This is a genomic window from Micromonospora sp. A200 (assembly GCF_029893845.1).
Lineage (GTDB): Bacteria > Actinomycetota > Actinomycetes > Mycobacteriales > Micromonosporaceae > Micromonospora > Micromonospora purpureochromogenes.
In genome coordinates this window covers 100,200-112,552 of sequence record NZ_JARXXY010000014.1, presented here as the reverse complement: position 1 = coordinate 112,552, position 12,353 = coordinate 100,200, and the positions used below count along the sequence as shown (strand labels likewise).

Here is a 12,353-nt window from a genome sequence, read left to right as displayed (position 1 = left end):
TCCGAGGGGGCCGGAGACCGCCACGTCGGCGAGACGGTGAGGCGGCGAGTGCCGCGGCCGGTGTGCGGGGCTGCACGTGGCGGGCCACCGGCTGCGGGCCGGCCCGGTGGGCGCACTAGCGTCGCGGGAATGGATCCCCACGCCCGCCCGTCGACGCCCGCCCGCCTCCTGCGCCGCGGGGGAACCGGCCAGGTAGGGGCGGTCGGCCTGGTGCTCGGCGGCGCGCTGTCGGTGCACTTCGGCTCGGCGGTCGCCGCGCTGCTCTTCCCCCGGGCCGGGGTGGCCGGCACGGTCACCCTGCGGCTGGCCATCGGCGCGCTGCTCATGCTGCTGGTGTGCCGGCCCCGGCTGCGGGGCTACAGCCGGGGCGACTGGGCGTCGGTGGTCCTGTTCGGGCTCGCCCTGGCCGGCATGAACTCGGTGTTCTACCAGGCCATCGAGCGGATCCCGCTGGGGCCGGCGGTGACCCTGGAGGTGCTCGGGCCGCTCACCCTGTCGGTGCTGACCGCCCACCGGTGGACCGCGTGGTGCTGGGCCGGTCTGGCGCTGGCCGGGGTGGCGCTGCTCGGCCAGGGCGGGTTCGACCGGCTGAACCCGGTCGGCGCCGGCCTGGCGCTGGGCGCGGGGTCGCTCTGGGCGGCGTACATCGTCTGCTCGGCCCGGGTCGGCGGCCGGTTCCCCCGGGCCGACGGGCTGGCCCTGGCCATGACGGTCGCGGCCCTGCTCACCCTGCCGTTCGGGCTGGCCGACGCCGGGACGCGGCTGTGGCACCCGGACGTGCTGGCGCTCGGCGCCGGGCTGGCGCTGCTCGCCTCGGTACTGCCCTACACCCTCGAACTGCTGGCACTGCGCCGGCTGGCCACCTCGACCTTCGCGGTGCTGATGAGCCTCGGCCCGGCGCTCGCCGCGCTCGCCGGCTGGCTGGTCCTCGGGCAGGACCTGCACCTGACGGAGGTGCTCGCCATCGCCCTGGTGGTCGCGGCCAGCATCGGCGCGGTCCGCGCCGGCACGCCCCGCGACGACCCCGGCGGCGGGCCGACGGCGCCGCTCGCCGAGGGACCGGACGGACAGCTCAGCGCAGCAGCCGCACCGCCCCCGGCACGGCGGTGATCCGCACCGGCAGGTCGAGGGAGCGTTCCCCGTCGGCGTACGTGGTGATGCCCTCGGCGGCCAGCTCCACCGTGCGGGCCCGGTAGCTGCGCACCAGCGGGTGCGTCACATGGGTGCCCTGGTAGATGCGCGGCTTGACCCGCATCAGGGTGCGCCGGTCGAACCGCCCGCCGACCACCACGTCCAGCAGCCCGTCGGTGGGATCGGCGTCCGGGCAGATCCGCATCCCGCCGCCGTAGCTGGCGCCGTTGCCGACCGCCACCAGCACCGCGTCCAGCTCGTGCACCTCGCCGTCCAGGCGCAGCGTGTAGCGGCGCGGGCGCAGCCGGGCCAGCTCGATCAGGATCGCCAGGTCGTAGCGGCGGGGGCCGCGCGGCCAGCGCATCCGGTTGGCCCGCTCGTTGACGATCGCGTCGAAGCCCGCCGCGAGCACCGCCCCGTACCAGCGGTCGCCGCCGTCCGCCCCGGTCATCCGGGCCAGGTCGACCGGCCGGGTACGCCCCTCGCGCAGCGCGGCGGCGATCACCTCGACGGCGCCCAGCGGGTCGGCCGGGAAGCCGCTGTCGGCCGCGAAGTCGTTGCCGGTGCCGGCCGGGACCGGGCCGAACGGCACCGTCGTACCGGCGACCGCCTGCAACGCCCGGTGGACCGTGCCGTCGCCACCGACAGCGATCAGCGCGCCCGCGCCGTCGGCGACCGCGGCGTGGCACGCCGCCTCCGCCTCGGCCGGGGTACCCGCCGTCAGCAGTTCGACCGGGCGGCCGGTGGCGGCCAGCCGCTCCAGCAGTGCGGGCAGCAGGCCGCGGTGCCGGCCGCGGCCGGCGGTGGGGTTGGCGAGCACGGCCACGGGGCCGGTCGGAAAGTGATCGTCTGCGGTCACGGCGAGCACCGTACGGTACGGCGGACGCCGCCCACCAGGGGCGGCGTCGTCACCGGAGGTAGTGGCGGTCAGAAGGTGATGCGGACCTTCAGCGCGGTGCGCTCGTCCATCGCCCGGTAGCCGTCGGGCACCCCGTCGAGGGTGACGGTCCGGTCGAAGACCGGCGACGGGTCGATGGTGCCGTCGAGCACGTCGGCGAGCAGCTCCGGGAGGTAGGCGCGGGCCGGGGCGACCCCACCGCCGAGGGCGACGTTGCGGCCGAACATCTGGCGGATGTCCACGCCGGCGCTGCCCCCGTGCGGCACCCCGACGTAGCCCACGGCGCCACCGTCGCGGGCGATCGAGATCGCCGTACGCATGGACTCCTCGGTGCCGACGGCCTCCAGCACGGCGTGCGCGCCCTGCCCCTTGGTCAGCTCCCGGACGGCGGCGACCGCCGCGTCGCCGCGCTCGGCGACCACGTCGGTGGCGCCGAACGCCCGGGCGATGTCGGTGCGGGCGGTGTGCCGGCCCAGCGCGATGATCTGCTCGGCACCGAGCCGCCGGGCGGCCAGCACCCCACAGAGCCCCACCGCGCCGTCGCCGACGACCGCGACGGTGACGCCGGGACGGACCCGGGCGGCGAGCGCCGCGTGGTGACCGGTGGACATCACGTCCGACAGCGCCAGCAGCGCGGTGAGCAGCCGCTCGTCGCCGGCGGCCTCGGCGGGGAGCCGCACCAGCGTGCCGTCGGCGTACGGGACGCGGACGGCCTCGCCCTGCCCGCCGTCGGAGCCGGGCTCGCCCCAGAACCCGCCGTGCGGGCAGGAGGTGGGCAGGCCCTCGCGGCAGAAGTCGCAGACCCCGTCGGACCAGACGAACGGGGCCACCACCAGGTCACCCACGCGCACCGAGGTCACCTCGGCGCCGGCGGCCTCCACCACGCCCAGGAACTCGTGGCCGATGCGCTGCCCCGGCTGGCGGCTGGCCACCCCCCGGTACGCCCACAGGTCGCTGCCGCAGATGCAGGCGGTGACCACCCGGACGACCGCGTCGGTCCGGTGGCGCACGGCGGCGTCGGGGACCTCCTCGACGCGGATGTCGTTCGGGCCGTGGATCACGGTGGCGCGCATGTGACCGTCCTTGGGGGGATCGACAGTGATTGGCGGCACCGCCGCCGCCGGAGCGGACGGGCGACGGGCCCGGACGACCGTACCGGCACCGGGAGCGCGCCCCACGCGGTGCCGTGCCGGGGTGGCCGGCCTCACCCCGCACCCCCCGCGGCGCCGGCGCGGTCGGAAGGCGCTTTGGCGGGCGGAAAAGGGTGGGCGCCGGCGGAACCGGTCCCGATACGCTGCGGCCGCCGCCGGGCGTCGGCGGCGCCACGGGGAGGAACGCCAGTGCCGAGTTTCGACATCCGCACCGCCGACCTGCGTGCGGTCAACTCGATGACCAAGTACCCGTCGATCCCGACATACCACGCGCTCGACCCGCGGGACGGGGGCCTGCGCGAGGAGGTCGTGGAGTTCACCGGGCCGGTGACCCTGACCGAGAAGGTGGACGGCACGAACAGCCGGATCATCCTCACCCCGAACGGGCGGTACCTGATCGGCAGCCGCGAGGAACTGCTGCACGCCCGCGGCGACCTGATCGCCAACCCGGCGCTGGGCATCGTCGACGCGCTGCGCGGGCTGGCCGAGCAGCTGTGCGCGGACGCCCCCGCCGACCGGTTCACCGTCTACTACCTGGAGGTGTACGGCGGCAAGGTGACCGGCGCGTCGAAGCACTACACCGACAGCCGGCGGGTCGGGCACCGGCTCTTCGACATCGCCGAGTTCGACGGGTACGCCGACCTGCTGGCCCGGTCGCCGGAGCAGCTCGCCGCCTGGCGCGACGGCGGCGGCCAGCGCTGGCTCGACGAGCGGGAACTGCTCGCGCGGGCCGAGGCGTACGGGCTGGCGACGGTTCCCCGACTGGCCACCGTGGACGCCGCCGAGCTGCCCCGCGACCTGGACAAGACCTACGCGTTCCTGACCGACCAGCTGCCGCACACGCTGGTGGCGCTCGACGGCGTACCCGGCCGGTCGGAGGGTCTGGTGCTGCGCGACGCCCACCGGTCGGTGATCGCCAAGGCCCGCTTCCAGGACTACGAGCGGTCCCGCCGCCGCCGCTCCGGCGGCCGCTGACCCCGCCCCCGGCGCCGGCCCGCTCCCCCGGGCCACTGCCGGCCACCCGGCCCGCCGAGCGTGCTCGCCCGCCTCGGTGATCAAGAAGTTTGCGTCAGGTCCGGGGCTGATTCCGACGCAAACTTCTTGATCACCGGCGGGGACGGCGGTTGTGCCGGGGGGCAGCCCCGTCTGACCGGCCGGCGCATCGAGGCATTTACATTTAACAAAGTTAACTGATAGCCTCCGGCGCATCGATGAGGAGGTATGTCATGCGACTCCGACCCGCACTCACCGCCCTGGCCACCGGACTGGCGCTGGCCACGGCCGCCGCCGCCCTGCCGACCACGCAGGGGCTCGCCGCGGCCATCACCGACGTCGCGGCTGTCGCCTGCACCGCGCCCGCCTGGGCCGAGGGCACCACCTACCCGGCCGGCAGCCAGGTCAGCTACGCGGGCCGGCGCTACGAGGCCCTGGTGACCCACACGCCACCGCCGGGCGCCGGCTGGAACCCGGCCGCCACGCCGGCGCTGTGGCGGGACCTCGGGGCCTGTGACGGCGGCGGCACCCCCACACCGACGCCGACGCCCACCCGCACCTCGTCGCCCACACCGACACCGACACCGACGCCGACCGCGACGCCGACCGCCACCCCGCCGCCCGGCACGCCGACCTGCGCGGTCAAGCCCCGGCCGGCGGGCAAGGTGCTGCAGGGCTACTGGGAGAACTGGGACGGCGCCGCCAACGGCGTCCACCCGCCGCTGGGCTGGATCCCGATCACCGACCCGCGGATCATCGGACACGGCTACAACGTGGTCAACGCCGCCTTCCCGGTGATCCGCGCCGACGGCACGGTGCTCTGGGAGGACGGCATGGACACCACCGTCAAGGTGCCCACCCCCGCCGAGATGTGCCAGGCGAAGGCGGCCGGCCTGACCATCCTGCTGTCGATCGGCGGCGCCACCGCCGGCATCGACCTCAGCTCGGCGGCGGTCGCCGACCGGTTCGTCGCCACGGTGGTGCCGATCCTGAAGAAGTACAACTTCGACGGCATCGACATCGACATCGAGACCGGGCTGACCGGCAGCGGCGACATCAACCGGCTCTCCCCCTCCCAGGCGAACCTGATCCGGATCATCGACGGGGTGCTGGCCCAGATGCCGGCCGGCTTCGGCCTCACCATGGCACCGGAGACCGCGTACGTCACCGGCGGCAGCGTCACCTACGGCTCCATCTGGGGCGCGTACCTGCCGATCATCAAGCGGTACGCCGACAACGGCCGGCTCTGGTGGCTGAACATGCAGTACTACAACGGCAGCATGTACGGCTGCTCCGGCGACTCCTACCCGGCGGGCACCGTGCAGGGCTTCACCGCGCAGACCGACTGCCTCCACACCGGACTGGTCGTCCAGGGCACCACCATCCGCGTCCCGTACGACAAGCAGGTCCCCGGCCTGCCGGCGCAGCCCGGTGCCGGCGGCGGGCACCTGCCGCCGGCGTCGGTGGCGCAGGCGTGGAACACCTACCGCGGCGGCCTGAAGGGGCTGATGACCTGGTCGCTGAACTGGGACGGCGCGAAGGGCTGGACCTTCGGCGACAACGTCCGCTCCCTGCAGGGCCGCTGAGATCGGCTCCCCCGGCCCCGCTCCCCGCTCACCGGGGCGCGGGGCCGGCCCGCGCCCGCACCCGGCGTTCGGGCAGCCGGACCGGCGCGGGACACTTCGACGCATCGACATGTTGCGGGGATGTTGCGGACGCCTCTAGGCTGCCATGGGAGCGCTCCCGAGCCTCGTCCGGGCATCGCGGCGACACCGGGCACCGCCTGCGACCGGTGGGTGATGTGTGGGCACCACATCCATCCGGTCCACGGCCCGCCCGGGCACCACCACCTCGCACCCGACCCCCGCACAGATTGAGACGGTCCCATGCAGAAGATCCCCCGCCCGACGCGGCACCTGCTCGCCGCCGGTGCCGCGGCCGCCCTGACCATCGGCGCGTCGGCGTTCCTGCCGGTCGCCAACGCGATGGCGGCACCCGGCTGCGCCGTCACCTGGACCACCAGCTCCTGGACCGGCGGGTTCACCGCCAACATCACGATCAAGAACCTCGGGGACGCGGTCAACGGCTGGACCCTCGGCTTCAGCTTCCCGGACGCCGGGCAGCGGGTGGGGCAGGGCTGGTCGGCGACGTACCAGCAGAGCGGCCCGTCCGTCACCGCGCAGAGCCTGAGCTGGAACGGCTCCCTGGCCAGCGGCGCGTCCACCACCATCGGCTTCAACGGCAGCTGGGCCGGCAGCAACCCGGCGCCCACGTCGTTCACCCTCAACGGCACGGTCTGCACCGGCGCGACGACCCCCACCACCCCGCCGCCGCCGACCACACCGCCCCCGACCACGCCGCCGCCCACCACGCCGCCGCCGACGACGCCGCCGCCCGCGGGCCAGACGCCGGTGGCGATCAACGGCCAGCTCCGGGTCTGCGGGGTGAACCTGTGCAACCAGTACGGCCGGCCGATCCAGCTACGCGGCATGAGCACCCACGGCCTGCAGTGGTTCGCCCGGTGCTACAACGACGCGTCCCTCGACGCGCTCGCCACCGACTGGCGCGCCGACCTGCTGCGGATCTCGATGTACGTGCAGGAGGGCGGCTACGAGACCAACCCCAGCGGCTTCACCGACCGGGTCAACACGCTGGTCGACGAGGCCGGTGAGCGGGGCCTGTACGCGCTGATCGACTTCCACACGCTGACCCCCGGCGACCCGATGTACAACCTGGACCGGGCCAAGACCTTCTTCGCCGCCGTCTCGGCCCGCAACGCCAACCGCACCAACGTCGTCTACGAGATCGCCAACGAGCCCAACGGGGTCAGCTGGCAGACCATCAAGAACTACGCCGAACAGGTCATCCCGGTGATCCGGGCCAACGACCCGGACGCGATTGTCGTCGTCGGCACCCGGGCCTGGTCCTCGCTGGGCGTGTCGGAGGGCGGCAACTCCACCGAGGTGATCAACAACCCGGTGAACGCCAGCAACGTCATGTACGCGTTCCACTTCTACGCCGCGTCACACAAGGACAACTACCGGGCCGAGGTCGAGCGGGCCGCCGCCCGGCTGCCGCTGTTCGTCACCGAGTTCGGCACGGTCACCTACACCGGCGGCGGGGCCGTCGACGCGGGCAGCAGCACCGCCTGGCTGGACCTGCTGGACCGGTTGAAGATCGGCTACGCCAACTGGACGTACTCGGACGCCGACGAGGGCAGTGCCGCCTTCAAGCCCGGCACCTGCTACGGCGGCACGTACGCCGGCACCGGCGTGCTCACCGAGTCCGGCGTCTTCCTGCGCAACCGGATCCGTACCCCGGACAACTTCCCCACCAGCTGACCGAGCGACACCGTCCGGCGCCCGTCCCGGTCGGGGCGGGCGCCGCCCGTTCCCGCCCGGCGGCGGGCCGGCCGGCCGGTCGCGGGGGCGGGCCGCCCCGCGACCGGCGTGGCCCTCAGGCGACGGCCGCCGCGGCGGCCCGCCCGGCCGTGCGCCCGGAGAAGAGGCAGCCACCGAGGAAGGTGCCCTCCAGGGCGTTGTAGCCGTGCATGCCGCCGCCACCGAACCCGGCGACCTCGCCGGCGGCGTACACCCCGCCGAGCGGCTCGCCGTCGGGGCGCAGCACCCGGCCGGAGAGGTCGGTGTGCAACCCGCCGAGGGTCTTGCGGGTCAGCACGTGCAGCTGGACGGCGATCAGCGGGCCCGCTGCCGGGTCGAGCAGGCGGTGCGGCGTGGCGACCCGGATCAGCCGGTCGCCCCGGTACCGGCGGGCGCCCCGGACGGCGTGCAGCTGGGCGTCCTTGCCGAACGGGTGCGCGATGTCGCGGTCGCGCGCCTCGACCAGCCGGCGCAGCGGCGTGACGTCCAGCTGCGGGCCGCCGGTCTCGGCCGCCAACGCGTTCATCCCGTCGACCAGCTCCTCCAGGGTGTCGGCGACCACGAAGTCCGCGCCGTGGCGCTTGAACGCCTCGACCGGGCCGGGTGCGCCGGGACGGACCCGTTGCAGGACCTGCCGGACGCTGCGGTTGGTCAGGTCCGGGTTCTGCTCGGAGCCCGACAGCGCGAACTCCTTCTCGATGATCTTCTGGGTGAGCAGGAACCAGCTGTAGTCGTGGCGCGTGGCGCGCAGGTGCCGCAGGGTGGCGAGGGTGTCGAAGCCGGGGAACAGCGGCGCGGGCAGGCGCCGGCCGGTCGCGTCGAGCCACAGCGACGACGGGCCGGGCAGGATCCGGATGCCGTGGTCCGGCCAGACCGGGTCCCAGTTGCGCAGGCCCTCGGTGTAGTGCCACATCCGGTCCGGGTTGATCACCTGCCCGCCGGCGGCCTCGGTGATCGCGAGCATCCGGCCGTCGACGTGGGCGGGCACCCCGGCGACCATCCGGGTCGGCGGCGTGCCGAGCCGCGCCGGCCAGGCCCGCCGGACGAGGTCGTGGTTGCCGCCGATGCCGCCCGAGGTGATGATCACGGCCTGCGCGCCGTACGCGAAGTCGCCGACGGCCACCCGGGAGGTGCTGCGGCCGCGCGGGGCGTCGTCGGGTTCGAGGACCGTCCCGCGTACCCCGGTGACCACGCCGCCGGCGGTGACCAGTTCGTCGACCCGGTGCCGGAACAGCATCCGCACCCGGCCTTCGTCGACGGCCTTCTGTACCCGTCGGGCGAACGGCTCGACCAGCCCTGGGCCGGTGCCCCAGGTGACGTGGAACCGGGGTACGGAGTTGCCGTGGCCGTCGGCCGCTCCCCCGCCCCGCTCGGCCCAGCTGGCCACCGGGAAGAGCCGGTGGCCCATCTCCCGCAGCCAGGCCCGCTTCTCCCCGGCCGCGAAGTGCACGTACGCCTCGGCCCAGCGGCGCGGCCAGTGGTCCTCGGGCCGGTCGAAGGCCGCGCTGCCCGTCCAGTCCTGCCAGGCCAGCTCGACCGAGTCGCGGATGCCCATCCGCCGCTGCTCCGGCGAGTCCACTAGGAAGAGCCGCCGAACGACCAGAACGCCTGCCCGCCGAGGTTCTGCGCGGGCTCCTGGTCGAGCAGCAGCACCCGCCGACCCGCGTCGGCGGCCTCGGCGGCGGCGACCAGGCCGGTCAGCCCGGCGCCGATCACGATGACATCCGTATCCATGCCACCGACGTTACGTACGGGGTTGCCAAGATGGTGGCGGTCCACGCGCAAGATCCAGGGTAGGTTTTGTAACCCGGATGACAAAGTGAGGGGCGGAAGCGTGTCCGACGCGCTCATCGACATCGAGCCGGGGCTCGCCGCCCTCCCGCCGACGGTCGGCGAGCACCTCCGCGGGCTGCGGGCACCGATGCACGGGCGGATCCTCGCGACCGTGCGCGCCGCCATGCGGGCGCAGGGCCGGTCGCTGACCGGCGGGCAGGGGCAGGGACTCACCCTCGGCGTCGAGACCGCCGTCGACGCGTTCGTCGAGGCGGTCGCCGATCCGGGCCGCGACCTCGACGCCACCCGGGCGGTGTTCCATGCCCTCGGCCGCACCGAGTACCGGGAGGGCCACCGGGTGGACGCGCTGCGCACCGTCCTCACCCTCGGCGCCCGGGACATCTGGGCCTTCCTCGTGGAGAACGCCGGCTCGGCCGGCCCGGCACCGGGCGACCTGTACGTCATCGCCGGTGCGCTCTTCGGCTTCGCCGACGCCCTCGCCGGCGCGGCGGCGGAGGGGTTCCTCGACGAGCAGCGCGACGCCGCGCAGGACTGGGCGACCACCCGACGCCGGCTGATCACCCTGCTGGTGCAGCCCGAGGCCCCGACCGAGAGCGCGCTGCACGCGGCGGCCGACGCGGCCCGCTGGCCGCTGCCCCGCAGCGTCGCCGTGGTCAGCGTCGACGGCACCGACGCCGAGCACCTGGCGCGGTCCATCGGCGGGGGCGCGATCGCCACCGTCATCGACGACGCGGTACGGCTCGTCCTGCCCGACCCGGGCACGCCCGGACGGCTGGCCCGCGCCCGGCAGGCGCTGGCCGGCCGGCGGGCGGCGCTCGGGCCGACCGTCGAGCTGGGCCGGGCCCGGCTGTCGTACCGGCTCTCCCGACGCGCGCTGGCGCTGCAACACGACGGCGTGCTCGCGCCCGGGCCGCTCGGCTGCGACGAGCACCTGCTGACCCTGCTGATGGCGTGGGAGCCGGGCCTCGCCGACCGGCTGGCCGCCGTCGGGCTGGCCGCGCTGGACGGCGTCCGGCCCGCCGCCCGGCAGGCGCTGGCCGAGACGCTGCACAGCTGGCTGCGCCGGCAGGGGCAGGTGGTCGCCGTGGCCGAGGAGCTGCACACCCACCCGCAGACCGTGCGGTACCGGATGCGCCGGCTGCGTGAGCTGTTCGGCCCGGCGCTGGACGATCCCGACGCCCGGCTCGCCCTGCAACTCGCCCTGCGCCATCGGCTGAGCCGGCCGGCCGGTGGCCACGGGTGATCCGGGACCCAGCCGCGTTGAACCGTACGGCGGTCCGATCCGAACCACTGGTCGTGCGTACCCGAACCGCCGCGCTGCTGGGGCTGCTGCTCGCCCTGCTGTCTGTCCCGCTGGCGCCGCCCGTTCCCGCCGCCGCCCACGCCGTGCTGGTCGCCACCAGCCCGGTACGCGACGCGGTGATCGGTTCCCCGCCGCGGGAGGTGGTGGTGACCTTCAGCGAGCCGGTGTCCCCCGTCGCGGGGCGGGTGCAGGTCCTCGGCCCGGACGGGCGGAAGGTCCACACGGGTGAGCCGGTGGTGCGCGGCGGCACCCTGCGCATCCCGGTCCGGGTGCCCGACCGGCCGCTCGGCACCTACCTGGTCAGCTACCGGGTGATCTCGGCCGACAGCCATCCGGTGGCCGGCAGCTTCACCTACTCCGCCGGCGCCCCGTCGGCGACTCCCCCGCCGCCCGACGGTCGGACCCGGACCAGCGGGGCGCTGGCGCCGGCCGCCCGGTACGTCGGCTACCTGGGGCTGGTGCTGGCCGTCGGTCCGGTGCTGCTGGCCGTCGGGATGTGGCCGCGCCGGCGCTCCCGCCGCCCGGCCCTGGTGGCCGCCTGCGCCGGGCTCGGCCTGGTCGTGGTGGGCACCGCCGGGCAGTGGGTGGCGCAGGCCGCGGACATGGTGGGAGCGCCGGTCGGTGAGCTGTCCCCGGCCGACCTGCGGGCGGTGGGCGCCAGCGACGTCGGCCCGGTGCTGGGCGCCCGGCTGGCCCTGGTCGGCGTGGCCGCGGCGCTGCTGCCCGCCGTCGTGGCCGGCCGGTCGGGTCGGGGGCGGCGGGCCGCGCTGGCGGTGGTCGGCGTCGCCGCGCTGACCACCTGGCCGTTGGCCGGGCACCCGGTGGCCGCGCCGCTGCCGCCGGTCAGTGTCGCCGTCGGCGTGGTGCACCTGGCCGCGATGGCGGTCTGGGCGGGCGGGCTGCTCGCCCTGGTGGCGTTCCTGCTGCCCGGCCTGCACGAGCGGGTGCGCGCTCGCGTCCTGCCCGCCTGGTCCCGGCTGGCCACCCTCGCGGTGTGCTGGCTGGTCGCCAGCGGCGTCGCCCAGGCCGCGGTCGAACTCGGCCGGCCCGTCGCGCTGCTCGACACGACGTACGGGCGGCTGCTGTGCGGCAAGGCCGCCCTGCTCGCCGTGGTGCTGGCGGTCGCCGCCGGGCAGCGACGCCTGGTGCGCCGCGGGCTGGCGGCGGGCCGGCCGGGCCGGGTCAGCCGGGCGGCGGGGGTGGAGCTGGTCGCCACCGCGCTGGTGCTGGCCCTCAGCGCCGTGCTGGTGCAGACGCCGCCGGGCCGCACGGCCGGTACCGAGGCCGCCCGGGCCAGCCGGGAGGGGGTCGCCCAGACGCTGACCAGCGGCCTGTACACCTTGCAGTTCGACGTCTACCCGGTGCGGGTCGGGACGCCGAACTCGCTGCACGCCTACGTCTACACCCCGCAGGGCCAGGCGCTGCCGGTCGTCGAGTGGACGGTCAGTCTGGCGCTGCCGGCGGCCGGCGTGGAGCCGGTCCGGGTGCCGGTCGACACGCCGGAACCGCACCACGCCAGCGCGGAGGTCACCTTCCCGGTCCGGGGTGAGTGGACGCTGCGGTTCACCGCCCGGACCAGCGACGTCGACCAGGCCACCGTCACCGCCACCGTGCCGGTCGGCTGAGGCACCGATCCGGCGAGCCCGCCGCCGGGTCCGCGGGCGAGCCCGCCGCCGGCCAGGCCGGCAGAGCCTCCCGGGTAC

At 75.5% G+C, this 12,353-nt stretch carries 8 protein-coding genes and 1 pseudogene; 6 read left to right on the top strand and 3 right to left on the bottom strand.

Annotation, left to right across the window (positions count from 1 at the left end):
- The first annotated feature begins 129 nt into the window (after window positions 1-129).
- Window positions 130-1,110: an EamA family transporter gene (locus M2302_RS15775; protein ID WP_280838656.1), complete on the top strand. Its 981-nt coding sequence runs from the start codon at window positions 130-132 to the stop codon at window positions 1,108-1,110.
- On the opposite strand, the gene M2302_RS15770 is transcribed toward M2302_RS15775, so the two are convergent.
- Together M2302_RS15770 and M2302_RS15765 are read right to left on the bottom strand one after the other, a co-directional pair.
- A complete protein-coding gene (locus M2302_RS15770) occupies window positions 1,073-1,999 on the bottom strand; it encodes a diacylglycerol kinase family protein (RefSeq protein ID WP_280838655.1) in 927 nt (308 codons plus the stop codon). The two genes, M2302_RS15775 and M2302_RS15770, sit on opposite strands and share 38 nt — an antisense overlap.
- Window positions 2,000-2,058: 59 nt before the next feature.
- Window positions 2,059-3,102 carry a zinc-dependent alcohol dehydrogenase family protein gene (locus M2302_RS15765; protein WP_280838654.1) on the bottom strand — a complete coding sequence of 348 codons (1,044 nt, stop codon included), beginning with the start codon at window positions 3,100-3,102 and terminating at the stop codon, window positions 2,059-2,061.
- A gap of 267 nt (window positions 3,103-3,369) precedes the next feature.
- On the opposite strand from M2302_RS15765, the gene M2302_RS15760 reads away from it, so the two are divergent.
- The 3 genes from M2302_RS15760 (at window position 3,370) to M2302_RS15750 (ending at window position 7,514) form a co-directional block, all read left to right on the top strand.
- Window positions 3,370-4,155, top strand: coding sequence for an RNA ligase family protein (locus tag M2302_RS15760; RefSeq protein ID WP_280838653.1), 786 nt, complete (start codon window positions 3,370-3,372; stop codon window positions 4,153-4,155).
- A gap of 251 nt (window positions 4,156-4,406) precedes the next feature.
- Complete coding sequence (locus M2302_RS15755; protein WP_280838652.1) at window positions 4,407-5,759, top strand: glycosyl hydrolase family 18 protein; 1,353 nt, start codon at window positions 4,407-4,409, stop codon at window positions 5,757-5,759.
- Between the two features lie 300 nt (window positions 5,760-6,059).
- Window positions 6,060-7,514 carry a cellulase family glycosylhydrolase gene (locus tag M2302_RS15750; RefSeq protein WP_280838651.1) on the top strand — a complete coding sequence of 485 codons (1,455 nt, stop codon included), beginning with the start codon at window positions 6,060-6,062 and terminating at the stop codon, window positions 7,512-7,514.
- Window positions 7,515-7,629: 115 nt separating this feature from the next.
- On the opposite strand, the pseudogene M2302_RS15745 reads toward M2302_RS15750, so the two are convergent.
- A pseudogene (locus tag M2302_RS15745) lies at window positions 7,630-9,287 on the bottom strand (FAD-binding dehydrogenase).
- 100 nt (window positions 9,288-9,387) lie between these two features.
- Here M2302_RS15745 and M2302_RS15740 point away from each other — a divergent pair.
- Both M2302_RS15740 and M2302_RS15735 read left to right on the top strand, forming a co-directional pair.
- On the top strand, window positions 9,388-10,590 hold the full coding sequence (locus M2302_RS15740) for a helix-turn-helix domain-containing protein (RefSeq protein WP_280838650.1): 1,203 nt from the start codon (window positions 9,388-9,390) through the stop codon (window positions 10,588-10,590).
- Window positions 10,591-10,643: 53 nt separating this feature from the next.
- Window positions 10,644-12,275: a copper resistance protein CopC gene (locus tag M2302_RS15735; RefSeq protein WP_280838649.1), complete on the top strand. Its 1,632-nt coding sequence runs from the start codon at window positions 10,644-10,646 to the stop codon at window positions 12,273-12,275.
- Window positions 12,276-12,353 lie beyond the last annotated feature (78 nt).

Bases quoted from the DNA above. Each gene is read 5' to 3' on its own strand.
- M2302_RS15775 (WP_280838656.1), top strand. From the start codon at position 130: ATGGATCCCCACGCCCGCCCGTCGACGCCCGCCCGCCTCCTGCGCCGC.
- M2302_RS15765 (WP_280838654.1), bottom strand. From the start codon at position 3,102: ATGCGCGCCACCGTGATCCACGGCCCGAACGACATCCGCGTCGAGGAG.
- M2302_RS15755 (WP_280838652.1), top strand. From the start codon at position 4,407: ATGCGACTCCGACCCGCACTCACCGCCCTGGCCACCGGACTGGCGCTG.
- M2302_RS15750 (WP_280838651.1), top strand. From the start codon at position 6,060: ATGCAGAAGATCCCCCGCCCGACGCGGCACCTGCTCGCCGCCGGTGCC.